8 protein-coding genes are annotated in these 18,040 nt (G+C 62.0%); 3 read left to right on the top strand and 5 right to left on the bottom strand.

Annotation, left to right across the window (positions count from 1 at the left end; all coding sequences use genetic code 11):
* The first annotated feature begins 53 nt into the window (after positions 1-53).
* The 3 genes from recC to recD are packed head-to-tail and all read left to right on the top strand — an operon-like array spanning position 54 to position 9,954.
* The gene (gene recC, locus HOP53_RS10300) at positions 54-3,680 is read left to right on the top strand and encodes an exodeoxyribonuclease V subunit gamma (protein ID WP_234269950.1); all 3,627 of its coding nucleotides are present in this window, start codon (positions 54-56) and stop codon (positions 3,678-3,680) included.
* Positions 3,677-7,579 (top strand): exodeoxyribonuclease V subunit beta, encoded by a 3,903-nt coding sequence (gene recB / locus HOP53_RS10295; RefSeq protein ID WP_234269949.1) that lies wholly within the window; start codon positions 3,677-3,679, stop codon positions 7,577-7,579. Before recC ends, recB begins: the two co-directional genes overlap by 4 nt.
* Positions 7,576-9,954, top strand: a complete 2,379-nt coding sequence (gene recD / locus HOP53_RS10290) for an exodeoxyribonuclease V subunit alpha (RefSeq protein ID WP_234269948.1) — start codon at positions 7,576-7,578, stop codon at positions 9,952-9,954. Before recB ends, recD begins: the two co-directional genes overlap by 4 nt.
* A gap of 79 nt (positions 9,955-10,033) precedes the next feature.
* On the opposite strand, the gene HOP53_RS10285 is transcribed toward recD, so the two are convergent.
* The 5 genes from HOP53_RS10285 to HOP53_RS10265 are packed head-to-tail and all read right to left on the bottom strand — an operon-like array spanning position 10,034 to position 18,036.
* Complete coding sequence (locus tag HOP53_RS10285; RefSeq protein ID WP_234269947.1) at positions 10,034-11,638, bottom strand: type I restriction-modification system subunit M; 1,605 nt, start codon at positions 11,636-11,638, stop codon at positions 10,034-10,036.
* A complete protein-coding gene (locus HOP53_RS10280) occupies positions 11,635-12,771 on the bottom strand; it encodes an AAA family ATPase (protein WP_234269946.1) in 1,137 nt (378 codons plus the stop codon). The genes HOP53_RS10285 and HOP53_RS10280 overlap by 4 nt, the downstream gene beginning before the upstream one ends.
* Positions 12,771-15,932, bottom strand: a complete 3,162-nt coding sequence (locus tag HOP53_RS10275) for a DEAD/DEAH box helicase (protein WP_234269945.1) — start codon at positions 15,930-15,932, stop codon at positions 12,771-12,773. Before HOP53_RS10275 ends, HOP53_RS10280 begins: the two co-directional genes overlap by 1 nt.
* Entirely contained in the window at positions 15,929-16,741 is an 813-nt protein-coding gene (locus HOP53_RS10270) for a hypothetical protein (RefSeq protein ID WP_234269944.1), read from the bottom strand. The genes HOP53_RS10275 and HOP53_RS10270 overlap by 4 nt, the downstream gene beginning before the upstream one ends.
* Positions 16,738-18,036, bottom strand: coding sequence for a restriction endonuclease subunit S (locus tag HOP53_RS10265; RefSeq protein ID WP_234269943.1), 1,299 nt, complete (start codon positions 18,034-18,036; stop codon positions 16,738-16,740). The genes HOP53_RS10270 and HOP53_RS10265 overlap by 4 nt, the downstream gene beginning before the upstream one ends.
* Between the last annotated feature and the right edge of the window lie 4 nt (positions 18,037-18,040).

Genomic DNA, 18,040 nt, shown 5'->3' with positions numbered 1-18,040 from the left:
CGTAAACCTGTAAAACTGCAAAACTGTATTCAAGTTTGCAGCAAGGACCCGCCATGCCGTTCGCAGCTTCCCAGGAGAATACGCTCCCCCCCGGCTTCATGGTCGTTCACGGCAATCGCCTGGAGGATCTGCGCGGCGTGGCGGTGGAGTGGATGAAGCGCCACCCGCTGGCACCGCTGGAGAACGAGACGATCCTGGTGCAGAGCAACGGCATCGGCCAATGGATGAAGCTGGCGCTGGCCGCCGACGAGGCCGACGGCGGCAGCGGCATCGCCGCCGCGCTCGACGTCACCCTGCCGGCGCGCTTCCTGTGGCAGGCCTACCGCGCCGTGCTCAACCACGTGGAAGACGACCCCAACGCGGTGCCGGCCACCTCGCCCTTCGACAAGTCACGGCTGCTGTGGCGGCTGCTGCGCCTGCTGCCGGAACTGATGCCGCGCGACGAGTTCGCTCCGCTGCGCCGCTTCCTCGAAGGCGACAGCGACCTGCGCAAGCATCACCAGCTCGCCGAGCGCCTGGCCGACCTGCTCGACCAGTACCAGGTGTACCGCGCCGACTGGCTCGAGGCCTGGGCTCGCGGCGAGGACGTGCTGATCTCCGCCCGCGGCGAGGCCCGCCCTATCGACGACACCCAGCGCTGGCAGCCGGCCCTGTGGCGGGCCGTGGTGAAAAGCGTTGCCGAGGACGTAGGCGACGACGGCGTGGCCTCCAGCCGCGCCATGGTGCACCGGCGCTTCCTCGAGGCGGCGCGCTCGCTCGATTGCAACAACCGCCCCCCCGGCCTGCCGCGGCGGGTGATGGTGTTCGGCATCTCGTCGCTGCCCCAGCAGGCGCTGGAAGCCCTGGCCGCCATCGCCCGCTGCTGCCAGGTGGTGCTGTGCGTGCACAACCCCTGCCAGCACTACTGGGCCGACATCATCGAACACAAGGACCTGCTCCGCGCCCAGCGCTACCGCCAACGGCGCAAGGCCGGCATGCCCGAGCGACTCGATGTGCTCGGCGATGGAGACGGCGAGAGCGCCTTGCACCTGCACGCCCAGCCGCTGCTGGCCGCCTGGGGCAAGCAGGGCCGCGACTACCTGCGCCTGCTCGACGAGCACGACGACGCCCAGCAGTACGAGGCCTTGTTCCGGGCCGACTCGTTGCGCATCGACCTGTTCGAGCCCTTCGTGCGCAAAAGCGAAGGCCGGTTGCTGCAGCAGTTGCAGGACGACATTCGCGAGCTGCGCCCGCTGCACGAGACCCGCGAGACCTGGCCGGCGGTGGACCCGAGCCGCGACGACTCCCTCGTTTTCCACGCCGCACACAGCCCCCAGCGCGAAGTGGAAATTCTCCACGACCAGCTGCTCGCCGCCTTCAGCGCCGACCCGAACCTCAAGCCCCGCGACGTGATCGTGATGGTGCCGGACATCGACCACTACGCGCCCCACGTACAAGCCGTCTTTGGGCAGCTGGAGCGCGACGACCCGCGCTACATCCCCTTCACCCTCTCCGACCAGGGCAGCCGCCACCGCCTTCCGCTGCTGATCGCGCTGGAAAAGCTGCTGCGCCTGCCGGAGCTGCGCCTCTCGGTGAGCGACCTGCTCGACCTGCTCGACGTGCCCGCCCTGCGCGCCCGCTTCGGCATCGACGAGCAGGACGTGCCCGCCCTGCGCCGCTGGATCGAGGGCGCCGGCATCCGCTGGGGGCTGGACGCCGGCCAGCGCGGCAGCCTCGACCTGCCCGCGGGCATGGAGCAGAACACCTGGGCCTTCGGCCTGCGCCGGCTGCTGCTGGGCTACGCCGTGGGCGAAGCCGCCAGCGGCCCGTGGCAGGGCATCGAACCCTTCGACGACATCGGCGGGCTGGAAGCGGCGCTGGCCGGCCCATTGGCCGCGCTACTGGAAACCCTGGAACAGCAGTGGCGCCGCCTGCGCGAGCCCACCGACGTGGCCGGCTGGGTAGCGCGCCTGCGCACCCTGCTGGAAGCGAGCTTTCTGGCGGAAGCGCCGGAAGACAGCCTGATGCTGGCCCAGCTCGAACAGAAGCTACAGGAATGGCAGGAGAGCGCCGAAGAGGCTGGGCTGACCCGCGACCTGCCGCTCTCGGTAGTGCGCGAGCACTGGCTGGCCCAGATCGACGAGCCGAGCCTGTCGCAGCGCTTCCTGGCCGGCGCGGTCAATTTCGCCACCCTGATGCCGATGCGCGCCATTCCCTTCAAGCGGGTGTGCCTGCTGGGCATGAACGACGGCGACTATCCGCGCAGCCACCCGCCGATGGACTTCGACCTGATGAACGGCGACTACCGCCCCGGCGACCGCTCGCGCCGCGAGGACGACCGCTACCTGTTCCTGGAAGCGCTGCTCTCCGCCCGGGAGCAGCTCTACGTGAGCTGGGTGGGTCGCAGCATCGTCGACAACAGCGAAAAGCCACCCTCGGTGCTGGTCGGCCAGCTGCGCGATCATCTACAGGCCGGCTGGCGCACAAGCGATGGCAGCGACCTGCTCGCCGCCCTCACCACCGAGCACCCGCTGCAGCCGTTCAGCCGCACCTACTTCCCCAGCGCGGCACAACAGACCGAGCGCAGCGTCGCCGCCAGGCGGCTGTTCACCTTCGCCCACGAGTGGCGCGAGGTGCATGGTGAAGCGGCCCCGGCAACAGCGCCCCTCGAGCTGACGCCATACACGCAGGACACCCCGCTGACTATCACTCAGCTAGGGAGCTTTTTGAGAGACCCGGCCCGCGCCTTCTTCACCACGCGCCTCAAGGTCTTCCTGGAACGCGAGGACATCGTCAGCCTCGATCATGAGCCCTTCGACCTGGACGGTCTCGCCAACTGGCAGCTACAGGACCTGCTGATCCGCGAGCAGCGCCGTGCCGTGGACGAAGGCCGCGAGCGCCTGCCCGTGCTGCTCGACACCCTCGACCGTTTGCAGGGCCAAGGCGTACTGGCCATGGGCGCCTTTGGCGAACGCATGCGCGAACAGCTCAGCGAACCGATGGACGCACTGTTCGAAGCCTACGAGGAAGCGCTGGAAGCCTGGCCCCGCGCCATCGAGGAGCCCGAGCCGGTGCAGCTCGACGCGCCCGGCGCCCCGCCCATCGAAGACTGGCTCGACGAACTGCGCGAGAGCGCCACCGGCGAGCGCTGCCGGCTGGTGCTCGCCAGCAGCAGCCTGGTCAAAAAGGGCAAGTACCGCTGGTCGCACATCCTGCGCCACTGGGTCGCGCACCTAGCCGGGCATTTGAACGACAGGCCCATGACCAGCCTGCTGCTCTCCAAGGCCGGCCACGTCACCCTGCCACCCCTCGACCCGGAAGCGGCCCGCCAGCAGCTGCGCGAGATCGTTCGCACCTGGCAGGCCGGTATGCAGATGCCGCTGCCGCTGGCCTGCGACACCGCCTTCGTGTGGCTGAGCAAATTGGGAACGCCCGATACCGAGCGCGATAGCGACGCCTGGCGCGCCGCCACCAGCGCCTACAACGGCGACGACTTCAACGCCGGCGAGGCGGGCCGCAACGCCTACCTCGCCCACCGCTGGCCCAGCTTCACCGCGCTATATGAAGCCCGCCAGGACAGGCTCGGCTTCGCCGAACTCACCGAACGGCTGCTCGCCCCGGTGCATCTGGCGGTGAAAGGCGACAAGAAAGAGGGTGACAAGAAACAGAGCGGGAAGAAGGCAACGGGGAGCCAGGCATGAGCGAGGTCACTCAGTTAGATCCTTTGGCGTTTCCGCTCCACGGCAGCCGCCTGATCGAAGCCAGCGCGGGAACGGGCAAGACCTTCACCATCGCCCTGCTCTACGTGCGCCTGGTACTCGGCGCCCGCTCGGCCGACGATACCGCCGCCTTCGAGCGCCCGCTCACGCCGCCCGAGATCCTCGTCGTCACCTTCACCAACGCCGCCACCCAGGAGCTGCGCGAGCGGATTCGCGCAAGGCTGGTCGAGGCAGCGAGTGTTTTTCTGCAACCGATGGAAGGTGCCGAGGGCGACGCCCTACTTCTTCAATTACGCGATCAATACGATCCCTCCACCTGGCCCGCCTGCGCCCGACGCCTGCAGCTCGCCGCCGAATGGATGGACGAGGCCGCCGTCTCTACCATCCACAGCTGGTGCTATCGCATGCTGCGCGAGCACGCCTTCGACAGCGGCAGCCTGTTCTCGCTCAACCTGGAAAACGACCAGACCGAGCTGGAACTCGAGGTGGTGCGCGACTACTGGCGCAGTTTCTACTACCCGCTCAACCTCGACGAGCTGGCCACCGTGGTGCGCCACTGGAGCACGCCCGAGCAGTTGCATCAGGCGGTGCGCGGCCTGATGCCCGAAGCCGAGGCACTGAACAAGCACGCCCCGCCCCCAGCCGAGACCATCGCCAACGCCAGCCGCGAAACCGCCGAGCGCCTGGCCCAGCTCAAGGCGCCTTGGCCCAAGTGGGTGGACGAGTGCGAGGCGCTGTTCGAAGAGGCCGCCCAGCAGAAAGCCTTCAAGGGCCAGAGCTTCAACGCCAAGAGCCGCGCCAACTGGCTCGGCGCCCTGCGTGAATGGTGCCAAGGGGAGGCCACCTGGCCCGGCCTGACCGACGCCGCCTGGAAGCGCCTCACGCCCCAAGGCATGGCCGATATTTGGCTCAAGGGCGAGCCGCCGGATCATCCGGCGCTGGCTGCGCTGGAAGCCTTGCAGGACGAACTCAACGCCCTGCCCGATCCCTACGCCGACCTGCTCACCCACGCCGTGCACTGGTGCCGGGCGCGGCTCGACCGCGAGCAGGAGCGCCGCGCCGAGATGGGCCCCAACGAGCTGCTCACCCATCTCGATAGGGCGCTCACCGGCCCCAACCGCGAGGCGCTGGGCGCACAGATCCGCCGCCAGTTCCCGGTCGCCCTGGTCGACGAGTTCCAGGACACCGACCCGGTGCAGTACCGCATCTTTGACTGCGTGTACCGCATCCGCGAGAACCGGCCGGAGTGCGGAGTATTTCTGATCGGCGATCCCAAGCAGGCGATCTACGCCTTCCGCGGCGCCGACATTCATACCTATCTGCGCGCCCGCCGCGATACCCAAGGCCGCCATGTCACCCTGGGCACCAACTTCCGCTCCAGCAGCGAGATGGTCGAAGCCGTGAACCGCTGCTTCGAATTCGCCGAGGCGCATCCGCCCGGCGCCTTTCTGTTCAATTCGCCCGAGGGGAATCCCGTTCCCTTCCTGCCCGTGGGAGCGAAAGGACGCAAGGACTCACTTACCCGTCAGGGCCAGCCGCTGCCGGCCATGACCCTGTGGCAGCTCGAATGCGACGAACCGCTCTCCAAGACCGCCTACCAGCAGGAGATGGCCGAGCGCTGCGCCTCCACCATGGTGGAGCTGCTCAACGAGGGGCTAAACGACCGCACCGGGTTTCAAGAAGAGGGAACGCTCAAGCCGCTCAAGCCTTCCGACATGGCGGTGCTGGTCAACGGCTTGGGCGAGGCGCGCTCGATCCGTCAGGCGCTGGCCCGACGCGGGGTGAAGAGCGTCTACCTCTCCGACAAGGACAAGGTCTTCGCCTCACCGGTCGCCCCGCAGCTCGACGCCTGGCTGCGCGCCTGCGCGGCACCCGATGACGACCGGCTGCTGCGTACCGCCCTGGCCACCTCGGTGCTGGGACTCGATATCACCACGCTGGATAAGTTGAACGAGGATGAACTGGCCTGGGAAGGCCGCGTGCTGCAGTTCCGCGACTACCACCGGCTGTGGCAGCGCCAGGGCGTGCTGCCGCTAGTGCGCAAGATCATCCACGACTTCGACGTGGCGCAGCGGCTGCTCGCCTGGGGGCCTGCCAGCGACGGTGAGAGAGTACTTACCGACCTGCTGCACTTAGGGGAATTATTGCAACACGCCAGCCAGGAGCTCGACGGCGAACACGCGCTGATCCGCTTTCTCGCCGAGGCCATCGCCAACCCCGAAGGCCACGGCGACACCCACAAGCTGCGCCTGGAGAGTGACGCCGACCTGGTGCAGGTCATCACCATTCACAAGTCCAAGGGGCTGGAGTACCCGCTGGTGTTCCTGCCCTTCATCTGCAACCACCGCGCCACCAAGAAGGACGACTCGCCGCTGCGCTGGCACGACGCCGAGGGCCGCCTGCGCATCAGCCTGGAAGCCGACGACGAGACCCTGGCCACCGTCGATCGCGAACGCCTGGGAGAAGACCTACGCAAGCTCTACGTGGCGCTGACCCGCGCCCGCCACGCCACCTGGCTCGGCATGGCCCCGCTCAAGGGCGGCGAAGGCAGCGCCATCGGTCAGCTGCTGGCCAACGGCGACCTGCTCGGCCCCACTGGATTCAGCGAAGCGCTCACCAGGCTCAAGGGCAACTGCGCCGCCATCGAGATCGCCCTGGCGCCGCCGGCCCACGCCGAGATCGTCCGCCAAACCGAGCGCGACGATGCCCTGGGCGAAGCACGTACCCCCGCACGCCCCGCTCGGGAGCACTGGTGGATCGCCAGCTACTCGGCGCTGCGCCTCTCCGGCGAGATCGTCACAGTAGAATCAGCCAGCGCCCCAGTAAGGACTGACTCACCTGTTAAGCCCCATGACAGCGAAGCGCAGCGTAGCGGCATCCTGCCGGAACCCGCCACCGCCATGGAAGCCACCGCACTGGAAGTATTGGAGGAGCCCCGCGACAAGTCACCACTCGTCGATGAACGCAATCGAGCGACGGCCAGACAAGGCACTCTTGAGCGAGAGAGCGGAGTTTACGTGTCTGTAAATGAGCATCTCGAACGAGAGAGTAACGACGTATGGCCGAGCGCAGATCGTTCCTTACATCGATTTCCCAGGGGGCCCGGGCCCGGTACTTTCTTACACGGCATTCTCGAATGGGCCGGGGAGCACGGCTTCGCCCGCGTGGCCCGCGACCCCGCCCTGCGCGAGGACACCCTCGCCCGGCGTTGTCAGGTGCGCGGCTGGCAGCCGTGGCTTAACACCCTGAACGCCTGGTTCGGCACCCTGCTCGCCGCCCCGCTGCCGCTGCCCAATGGCGCGGGCAGCCTCAGGCTCGAAGCGCTGACGAGCTATCAGGTGGAGATGGAGTTCTGGTTCGCCTCGCGCCAGGTCGACACCCGTCGGCTGGACGCCCTCGTAAGTGCTTACACACTTCCTAGCCCCGATCTAAGCGCAGATCGCAGCACAGGTGCCGGCTTGCCTCGCCCCGCGCTGGACGCCGACACCCTCAACGGCATGCTCAAGGGCTTTATCGATCTGGTGTTCGAGCATGAGGGGCGCTACTACGTGGTCGACTGGAAATCGAACCATCTGGGGCCGGACGACAGCGCCTACAGCCAGGAGGCCATGCGTCAGGCGGTGGCCGCCAAACGCTACGACCTGCAGTACGCGCTCTACCTGCTGGCCCTGCACCGGCTGCTCAAGGCGCGCCTGCCGGGCTACGATTACGACCGGCATATCGGCGGCTCGCTCACCGTCTTTCTCAGGGGCGCCAATGCGGAGAGCCGCGGCGTACATGCCGAGCGCCCCCCGCGGGAGCTGATCGAAGCGCTGGATGCACTGTTCCAAGGCGACGCCCGAGCGGCAGGCACCCGCACCACCACGGAGGCGCCGGCATGAGCAAGCGCAGCAAGCACCACGACGACGCTACCCCGGACCTGTTCGCCGATCTCGGTGAGGAATCAGCAGGCAGCCACCAAGCAGCCGACGAGGGCGCCGAACCTGAACCGCCCCAAGCCGAGCCGGAACCGCACCAAGCCACGCAGGGCAACGCCCAAGCCGCGCTTCACGACACCCAGGCGCTGTTCGCCTTGCTCGACCGCTGGGTGGAGCGCGGCTGGCTGCGCGCGCTGGATCGGGCGCTGGCGAGCTTCTTCCAGCGCGAGGTGAACGACGCCCCGCCCCTGCTGCTGCTCGCCACGGCGCTGGCCAGCCATCAGCTTGGCCGCGGCCACGTGTGCCTCGATCTCGCCCAGACTCTCGCCGCTCCCGACCTGGCGCTCTCGCTGCCGCCGGAAGGCGACGACCTCAGCGACCCGCCGCCGCTGCCCAGCGATCTGCTGGCCGAGCTGGATCTCGCCACCTGGCGCGACGCCCTGCACCACCCTGCCCTGGCGGCGGACGGCAACGCACCCCCGGGCAACACCCCACTGGTGCGCAGCGAACGCGACGGCAACGTGCGGCTCTATCTGCGCCGCTACTGGCAGTACGAGCAGGACATTCGCGACCTGATCGGCAGCCGACTTACTGCCACCACCGACGCAGAAGCCGATACCGTCACCCTGGCCCGGGCGCTGGCGGCGCTCTTCACCCCAGGGCATGAACTCGACTGGCAGCAGGCCGCCTGTGCGCTGGCCAGCCGCTCGCGCTTCGCCGTGATCACCGGCGGCCCCGGCACCGGCAAGACCACCACCGTGGTCAAGCTGCTCGCCTTGCTGCAGGCTCTGGCCCTGGGTGAAACCGCACCCGCCGGCACCGCCCCACGCCCGCTACGCATTCGCCTGGCCGCTCCCACCGGCAAGGCCGCCGCACGGCTCAACGAATCCATCGCCAAGCAGGTGCAGGGGCTTTCGCTGGTGGAACTGGCCGCCGCCGTGGGCCAACAGGGTGTGGATATCTCAACCCTGCGCGACAGCATTCCCACCGAAGTCACCACGCTGCATAGATTGCTGGGCTCTCGGCCGGATACCCGCCACTTCCGTCACCACGCCGGCAACCCGCTGGCGTTGGACGCCCTGGTGATCGACGAAGCCTCGATGGTGGATATCGAGATGATGGCCGCCGTGCTCACCGCCCTGCCGCCCAGGGCGCGGCTAATCCTGCTCGGCGACAAGGACCAGCTCGCCTCGGTGGAGGCCGGCGCCGTGCTCGGCGACCTGTGCCAACGCGCCGAAGGCGGCCACTACACCCCGGCCACCTGCGACTGGCTGCAACGGGTGACCGGCACGCCAATTCCCGAACGCTACCACGACGAAGGCGGCCAGCCGCTGGACCAGGCCATCGCCATGCTGCGGGTGAGCCACCGCTTCGATGCCAAGAGCGGCATCGGCCAGCTCGCCGAAGCGGTCAACCGCCCGCTCGCACCCGAGCAGAACGAGAAAGAGGCACAGAAGGAAAAGAAACGCGCGGTACGCGAGATCTTCGGCACTGATGGCACTGATGAAGAGTCACGCTACGCCGACATCGCCCGTCTCGCCCTGGCGGACGCCGACGACCCGGCGCTGGATCGCCTGGTGGTAAACGGCAACCCGGCCGGTTTCATCAACAGCGGCGAAGGCCGCCACGACCGCCGCGGCGAGCCCATCGCCCCGCCCCGCGGCTACGCTCACTACCTGGACGTGATGCAGCAACAGCGCCCCGCCCAGCCCTTCTTCGGCGAAGGCGACGAACGCCAGCCCTACGACGACTGGGCCCGCCAGGTACTCGCCGCCCACGGCCACTTCCAGTTGTTGTGCGCACTCAGGAAAGGCCCCTGGGGCATCGAAGGGCTGAACCCGCGCATCGGCCGCGCCCTGCGCCGCGCCGGCTGGCTCAAGGCCAGCGACCTGGAGCTGGAACAGGGCTGGTTCGAAGGCCGCCCGGTGCTCGTCACCCGCAACGACTACGGCCTGGGGCTGATGAACGGCGATATCGGCATCACCCTCGCCGTGCCCGAAGCCCGCAGCGCCAGTGAAACGGCCGGCCGCACCCTGCTGCGCGTCGCCTTCCCTGCCAGCGACGGTAGCGGCGATATCAAGTGGGTACTGCCCAGCCGCCTGCAAGCGGTGGAAACCGTATTCGCCATGACCGTACACAAATCCCAGGGCTCGGAATTCACCCACACCGCCCTGCTGCTCCCCGACGCTCCCAACCCCATCCTCACCCGGGAGCTGGCCTACACCGGCATCACCCGGGCGCGCGACTGGCTGACTCTGGTGGAGACGGGACGTGGCATGCTCGATGAGGCAGTGACGAGGGAGGTGGTCAGGGTGAGTGGGTTGGGGAGGTTGCGGTAGTGCAACCTCTCTAACCGAGATGCAAGCTGTAAATACAGCTTGGTCTAAATAAGTGATTCCTGACACTTCGCTCAGCTAATTACACTGGTGGTAGTCCAAGCTCCTTCAGGTATTGGTTATGCTTTCTGGCTGCCTCGGTAATGCGTTCTTCAATACCAACCAGCTGCCTATGGACAACCGACAAATCAATATCCGGTTCAGCCTCGGCGGTACTGACATAACGAGAGATATTAAGGTTGTAATCGTTCTTCTCAATCTCCCCCATTCCCACCCGGCGGGCGTAGCGTTCTTCCTCCCGGCGGTGTTGGTAGGTCTCGACAATTTTGTCGATATGCTCGGGCAATAGCTGGTTCTGACGTTTACCCTTTTCGAAATGCTCGGCGGCGTTAATGAAGAGCACATCATCGGGCTTTTTGCACTTTTTCAGTACCAAGACGCATACCGGGATGCCGGTGGAGAAGAAGAGGTTGCTCGGCAGGCCAATGACCGTGTCGATATGGCCGTCCTTGAGCAGCTTAGTACGGATACGGCTCTCCACGCCGCCCCGGAACAGCACGCCGTGGGGTAGAATGATGGCCATGGTGCCTTCGTCGCCCAAGAAGTGAAATCCGTGCAGCAGAAAGGCGAAATCCGCAGCTGACTTGGGCGCCAGGCCATAGTTCTTGAAACGAAAGTCCTCGCCCAGCGCTTCGTTGGGCTGCCAGCGATAACTAAAGGGTGGGTTGGCCACCACGGCATCGCACTGGAGTTTTTTGGCCGGGTTCATCTCGTTGAGCAGCTCCCAATCATTGGTCAGGGAGTCGCCGTGGTGAATCTCGAACTCACTATCCTTGACCCCGTGCAGCAGCATGTTCATGCGCGCTAGGTTGTAGGTAGTGATGTTCTTTTCCTGGCCGTAGATCTTGCCGATGCCGTGCGGCCCTATCTGATTGCGCACATTTAGCAGCAGGGAGCCGGAGCCGCAGGCGAAGTCCAGCACATTGTTGAGCTTTTTCTTCTTGCCGGTGGCGGGCTCCTGACTGTCCAGCGTGACGATGCGCGACAGGATGGTGGAGACGGTCTGCGGGGTATAGAACTCCCCGGCCTTCTTGCCGGAGCCGGCAGCAAACTGGCCAATCAGGTACTCGTAGGCATCGCCCAGAATGTCGCTGTCGGTGGAGAACTGTGCGATTCCCTCAGCGATCTTGGTGATGATGGCGCAAAGCTTATCGTTGCGCGCCTTGTGTGTCCGGCCTAGCTTTTCCGAGTTGAGGTTGATCTCGGAAAACAGCCCTTGGAAGGTGCTGGCGAAAGACTCGTTCTCGATGTAATCGAATCCCCGCTCCAAGATTTGCAGCAACTCGGCGTCCTGGGTACGGGCGCGTTCGTAAATGCTGCTCCACAGGTAATCCGGGTGAATCACATAGTGCATCTTGCGCCGCATCTGCTTCTCAAAAGCAGGCACATCCCCGGCGTTATCCGAGTACCAGACCGCGAGTGGCGGGCGGCGGTCGTCCGCGTCTAGCTTGGGATAGTCCGGCCCCAGCTCCTTTTTTGCCGCCGCTTCGAAGTTATCGGAGAGGTAGCGCAAAAATAGGAACGACAGCATATAGTCGCGGAAGTCGTCGGCGTTCATCGCCCCGCGCAGGTCGTCGGCGATGGCCCAGAGGGTCTTGCCCAGCTGGCTGAGTTGCTCTTTGGTCATGCGTTGGCGCTCTCTTGCGTCGGTTCCGGGAATAGTTCCGGGTTAAAACGGTAGTTGTTCATAAAGTCCCGAAGGATCTTACGGAAATACTCTTTGTTCTCCGGCAACATTTCCTGTGGCTCATACAGGGAGTAGTTACCATGACTGAGGACATTCACAAGCCGGGCGTGGAGGATGCCGTCAGGGTCGTCGCTATCCTGCTTGATGCAAGCGGAGAAATTGCGGAACCCGTGGAAGGTGGCCGTCTTTTCCAGAATGTTGCGCAGAATATTGAAGTGGTAGGTATAAATCTCACCCGACTCTGCCACCTTGTGTAGCTGTTCCAGCAGGGCTACATGATGAAAAAATGGCGTTTCGTTGGTATATTTAATTGAATAGGTGCCATTATCACTCTTATAGCTCAGAAATAGAGGCAGAAGCGGGTTAGACTTTCCTCGCTCGTTCAGCTCATTCCAGAGGACGTTAAAGAACAACGCGTGGTGTGTCGAAATCACCGCCTTAATCTGCCCATTGGCATTCTTCAGCAGTTGTGCCAAGTGGCTAGCCACAGCGATGGCGTTGTTGTCGTCCAGCGATGAGATTGGGTCGTCGATATACAGGTACTTCACCCAGGCATAGGGCGAGCCTTCTTCCTGATCCACTGCCAACTCGGCGACGGCAAGGAAAAAACACCAGACAAAGAGATTCTCCTCGCCACGCGAGACCTTGATGGGGATGGGTGCGCCGTCGGCGTCTTTGTTCCGGAAAAAGGTAATTTCCCAGGTTTCATAGTCGATCAGGAAGTCGAAGTCCGCATAGCGGGCCAGCAGCGGGCCAATGCGGTTTTCCATCTCCAGCTCTTGCAAGCCGTCGAAGAAGTGGGAATCTCGATTCAGACGCAACACCCGCTTGGCATCATTCTCCAGATCGTTATCCCAGTAGAAGAGATCCTCGGTGAAGGCATTGAAGTAGAGGGTGTCGCGTGTTTCTTCATCGTCATCGCCTTGCTTGCCCAGCTCCTTGAAGGTCATGGACAGGCGCGTCTTGCCGGTGCCGTTGAAGGCAAACAGCAGGATGTACTTCTTCTGCTCCAGCCGTTCACGCAAGTTCATCGCAAGTTCGGAGAGGTTTTCGAATGAGCGATTGGCTGTCATTACTCTACCCCATCCATGATTTGCCATACCCTCCGGTAGGCGTTCCCATCAGGGCCAAGTGCTGCAGCCCAGTCTTGCTGTGATAATGCGGCGAGTCGCTGCCGGATTGCTGGCAGGGATTCTCCTGCTCTGAGGTTCAAAGTCCGGGCAAGTGGAGTCGCCGCTCGACGAGGGACTCCGAGCAAGCGCAAGGTGATAGCCTCGTCAGTGGATACTCCATAGAAAACCTGTGAAGGAAGGTTGGCCAGCCGGTTGCGCTCTTCCTCCGGCAGGTTGGATGCAGTAATCGCCATCAAGGCATTCAATCCCCAGGAAGAGGTTTGCGCTAGCTTGCCAAAAAGGTTCTGTCCACACTTGGTTAAGGCTGTAACCTCATTTCTTTCGCCTTTACGGAAATGGCGGTCAGAAATGGTGGTGATTTCTTCGCCATTCACCCAGTCTTTCAGGATAAGAGCAAGCTTGTCTCCCTCTAGCGACCTCTCCCCCAAGACTTCCTGCAGATTCCCTCTCAGCTCTGGAACCCTTAGAAGAACTCCCATCATATCCTGAAGCGTACGGTCACCCTGGCTGAATAGGCGCTCTCGATCCCAGGAATCTGGCCCGATATTGCCGCGATGAGACATCACTGTGCGAATACTTTGCAGTGAAAAGCCAGTGCTATCTACCAGCTTCAGGGGCTGCCCAGGGTCAGCAATATAAGAGACATAGCTTCGAATACCACCCAGCAACTGACTGGCAATTCGACTGTTCGATGCTCGCAGCTTTTCAAAGCCCAGCGTCCCTCGCAAAACCTGCTCAACCTGGTCGGCAAAGTTAGCCGGTGCACCTAACTGTCGATAGGTGTGCACGAGGTATTGAAGAAAGCTTGACCACTCCGGGTGGCGGTAAACGATCATACCCAGATCGGAAAGCTCATCAGCAGTCGCCTGCGCAAGCTTAATCAGCGCAGAATTCAGATCTCCTGTGGCACGGCCAATAAACTCGCGACGTTGCGCGACTTCGCTTTCATTTTTTGCTACGAGTGCCACTACACCTAACTGCCCTTGCGAGACACGGCCAGCTCGGCCAGCAATATTCCAGAAGTCCTCTGGCGGCATCGGTTGGCCATATGGATAACTTGTCGCAGCCATGACAACGCCACTCACGGGGAAGTTAACGCCCTGAGCAATGGTTGTCGTCGCCACGAGCACGTCAAGCCGTTCTTTCTCAAACAGCCATTCCATCAGCATGCGTATTTCTTCAGGCAAACCACCATGGTGCACTCCTACACCATGAGAAAGCAGGTCCACCAGAGGAAACTGCGCGCCCAACTCAGCAGCAACATAGTTCTGAACAAACCGAACATCATCGGACAAGTTCGGCAACCGATCAGATTTGATCTTTTCGGCCAGTGACCAAACAAAATCCGGTCGACTGTGCATGGCAATTACGGGACCACGCCCCTTAAGTTTGCGTGCCGCGATGGCAGCCAAAGTACCTACGTCCTGTGACTTCGAGAGCGTCGTTGCAAGCGCATCATCTTTACCCAGCGAGAAGGTGTCATCTAGGTCAATGGTGTGACGTGAGGTGTGCACCGTCTGGAAGTCCAGTCGGTAATTGCGACTACGGCCGTTAATGGCACCATCGTCTACCGGACTAATGATACCAATGGCCCGATCATTGGGCTGCCAGTCCACCCCGAGGCTGATATCTTCCGCATTCTGGCCGCCCAGCCAACGGGCAACTTCTCGGGCATTCTGAATGAAGGGTGTCAACAGCAGAAACTGTGCTTCTCGGCATTCGCGGTTGATTGTGGCCAATAACAGCTCCAGCCGCAGGCCCCGCTCACCCTCCTGAATAGTATGTGCTTCATCGACTACTACCAGCGATAAGGGGCGGCCAATTTTCTCCTCCCATCCCTGACGCAGCATTAGGTCGAATTTCTCTGGGGTGGCCACCAGAATACGGAATTGTGTCTCATTTTGAGACTCTTTCAGCATGTCTGCTTCAACACCGTCGATCTCCATGGCCGGGCTGACCCGTTCAACCTGAAGCCCCAAAGGCTCGAAATCTCGGCGCAACTGACGCGTCACCTGATTAACCAAGGCTCTTGTAGGTGCTAGATAGGTCACCCAACCTTTACGGTCCTCAAATTGATTGAGTGCCTGAAGCATGCGAAACTGGGCAATCAGTGTCTTGCCACTGGAAGTGGGCAGGCTGACCACCACCGCCCGGCGGCTGGAACCTAATAGGCCTTGCTCAGCCAAAGTACGACGCTGCGGCGGCAGCACATCGAACAAAGCTCGGTCTCCCCGGCCACGTTTGACCAGTTCGCGCACAAACTCGGTGACACGGGAATTTACGGCGCGCGTCACCGTCCAAAGAGCGTTGTCCGCCATTTGCTGAGCGGCACGCGCCAGCAGCCGCGTCAGGGGCCCCAGCTCTATCAACTGCGCGGTATCGCAGGCATCAATGGCTCGGTCGAAGTGAGAGTCAAGCACTGGCTGGATTTGGTGGCTGCCGTCCACCACACCATCGGTGATGTAATGGGCCAACACATCCGCCGCTTTTGCCAGATGGTAGATCGCAATCAGTTCCAGCGCGGATCGTTTCGCGTCCAAGGGCTCAAAAGTGTGGAGATATTCCCGTTCAAATGTTTGCTGGGTGCTTCGCAGTGCGGCAACTCGCTCCAGAACGGCATCGCGGTCAGACCAGCCCTTTTTGCGCACTAACCGCAGCCAGACATCCGTAAGGGTGGCACGACAGCGCTCCCCCCAATCGGGGGTCTCCAGCGGTAAATCGGGCCATTGTTGTGACTCATCCAAACTGCGCAACCATCTTGCGGCATCCGCACCGCGATCACCCAGTACAGCCAGTACCGAAGCGCGCAACAAATGAGTGCCTGCATCCATGGGGTTGATGGGCATCGGTAGCATTCGAAGCAGGCGGAAGGCATCTCCGGCAGCTTGACGCGACAGTGCACGCTGTTCTGGATCGTCGGCCAACCGATCCACCTCCAAGTCAAGCACAGCAATCTCTAGCGCAGCAGCCGATTCCCGCAAAACTTCCCCGTCGAAGTCCGGCAGATCCCGCCCCATTTCCCGGTAGAACTGCAGGCGGTCAGCCTCTCGCAACGCCACGCGACGTTTCTCAGCCATGGTATCCAGCAGCCAGTGGCTCATGCTGCGCCTCCTTGGCCGATGGCTTGTGGAAGTTGCGTGATGGGCCAGGGCAAATAAAGCGCAATAAGACAGCAATGGGTTGGAGTAGTCAGGCTGCTCGCCAACTTGCCACCACGCACCTTCAAGTCGGCTTCCCGAGGTTCTTGGTCGCGAACTAGAATACCGAACAGCGCCAAGTCACGCCGCCCAGAATTGAGATAGCGAGTACAGGCTGCGTTAAAGACCACTTCATATTCGGTGCCCTTGACGCGAGGCAAGAGCCAACAGAGCAGCTGATGGATGGTTCCAAGATTCGTGGCCAAATTGTCGATCTGATGGCCAAGGCCTCCACTTCGACCGCTCATCACTTGTGGCGGCCATTGGGCTTCGGACGAACATTTGACTTCACCCAGGGCCAGTCGATGGGAGCCACCAACACGCTGGAAGCCGACGATATCCGCTCCCGGCAGCGAGGCGAAGGGGTTGCGCTTGTCGCGCTCATTGTTCCACGGCAGTTCCACCTCGTGATGGGCCTCCAGCACGGCTTCGGCAAGTGCCTCGCCCGCTGCCCAGTCACGACTTTCCGGCACTTCGGCGGCAAGTACAGCTTCCAGCGTCTCTAGCCCCATGCCGGTGAGGCTAAGCCCCTGGAGCTGCTCATGTAGCGCTTCACTGCCCTCTGTATCGTGCAGGCGAGCAGCCACCGGCCCCCGCATAAAAGCCGTCAGCTCGGTGCCCTCATTGGTGCATTCGCCCCGCCAAACCACGCAACCCTGGGTTGAGCCATAGGCGGTTTTGGATGGAAATGGCAAGGGCGTCTCTTGGCTCATACGCCAACCACCTCCGAGCTAGGGAAGAGCTGCTGCATCAGGCCTTTTTTATGCGCCTTAAGAGCGTCGAGTTTTTCCGTGTGTGCAGCGATCATCGCATCGAGGGACGATAGGCAGTCGGCGATGCGTTGCTGCTCTGTCTGCTTAGGAATACAAGTTTTAATGTCTTCTATCTGCTGAGCTGATAAGTTTGGCGGCTCTGTGCCTGAAATACTTTTCTCAATATCGCTAATCAATCTACAAGATTGTAGCAAAAAATATACAAATGAACTCTCTTGGGTTGTTACCAACTTACCGACCCGTTGATTTAGCAATGCACCATCAAAAACCCGATCAACTTTTGCCATTTTAAGCTGCCCGTTTAATATTGGGCGTGTCAAAGCAATGACATATTCGCCCTTCGCTACGGAAAACTTTCTGAATCGTTCCTTGTATTCGACTGGAAGATAAGACGGGCTGTGATGATTCATTTGTTGAATGCTCACATCCGCAATTTTAAGCCACCTTACCCCAGCATCAACACTATCATTACCTGAAAAGGCAAACCCTTGGAAAATCGAGAATACCTCTTTCAGCGAGCGTTCCTCCCACTCCCCTTTATCCCGAAACTCGGGGAAGCGCAGGCGGGGGACGGTTTCGCCTTCGCGGGGGAAGAGCTGCTGCATCAGCCCTTTTTTATGGGTTTTGAGGGCGTCGATCTTGTCCGCCTGCGCGGCGATCAGCGCATCAAGGGACGAGAGGCAATCGGCGATTTTTTGTTGCTCGGCGACAGATCTTTTACCAGCCGGAAGTGGGATAGGAAGCGCCATCAGATCATTGTCATTAATGCTAAGCGACCCGTGCGCACGGGCACCAACCTGAATAAACTTCCGCAACCACCGGCCATGCAGATTACCCAGAAAAAGGTAATTCAAGAATCTCGGATCAGGTGACTCACCCTTAACCCTGAAGCATGTAAATATACTGTTCGGGACAGCAGCTAGCTCGCTGCCGGAGTAGAGCGTGAGAAAGCCCTCTGGATATTCTTTGGTGGCACTTTTATTGTAAGCAAAATCGTTGGGCTTCAGAATCAAGTAATTCTTGTATGAGTCTCCAGCTATGATACGCCCGAACTTTTCCTCTTGACTCACTAGCCCGACGCCCGACGTAATGCTCATAGGGATACAAGTCTTGTCCCCCACTTTCTCGATGCTAATTGTGGTTAACGAACCCAATTTCGCTGTCGTCCACTCCTCCGCACCCTGAAATTCGGGGAAGCGCAACCGGGGCACCAATGCCTGCTTGTCGTTCTTCATCGTC

It is taken from the genome of Billgrantia ethanolica (assembly GCF_021404305.1).
In the GTDB taxonomy this organism is placed as follows: domain Bacteria; phylum Pseudomonadota; class Gammaproteobacteria; order Pseudomonadales; family Halomonadaceae; genus Halomonas; species Halomonas ethanolica.
The sequence above is the reverse complement of the archived record's forward strand: the minus strand, read 5'-3'. Positions and strand labels throughout refer to the sequence as shown.

Coding starts and splice junctions, on each gene's coding strand:
- HOP53_RS10275 (WP_234269945.1), bottom strand. CDS start 15,932: ATGAGCCACTGGCTGCTGGATACCATGGCTGAGAAACGTCGCGTGGCG.
- recC (WP_234269950.1), top strand. CDS start 54: ATGCCGTTCGCAGCTTCCCAGGAGAATACGCTCCCCCCCGGCTTCATG.
- HOP53_RS10280 (WP_234269946.1), bottom strand. CDS start 12,771: ATGACAGCCAATCGCTCATTCGAAAACCTCTCCGAACTTGCGATGAAC.
- recD (WP_234269948.1), top strand. CDS start 7,576: ATGAGCAAGCGCAGCAAGCACCACGACGACGCTACCCCGGACCTGTTC.
- HOP53_RS10265 (WP_234269943.1), bottom strand. CDS start 18,036: ATGAAGAACGACAAGCAGGCATTGGTGCCCCGGTTGCGCTTCCCCGAA.
- recB (WP_234269949.1), top strand. CDS start 3,677: ATGAGCGAGGTCACTCAGTTAGATCCTTTGGCGTTTCCGCTCCACGGC.
- HOP53_RS10270 (WP_234269944.1), bottom strand. CDS start 16,741: ATGAGCCAAGAGACGCCCTTGCCATTTCCATCCAAAACCGCCTATGGC.
- HOP53_RS10285 (WP_234269947.1), bottom strand. CDS start 11,638: ATGACCAAAGAGCAACTCAGCCAGCTGGGCAAGACCCTCTGGGCCATC.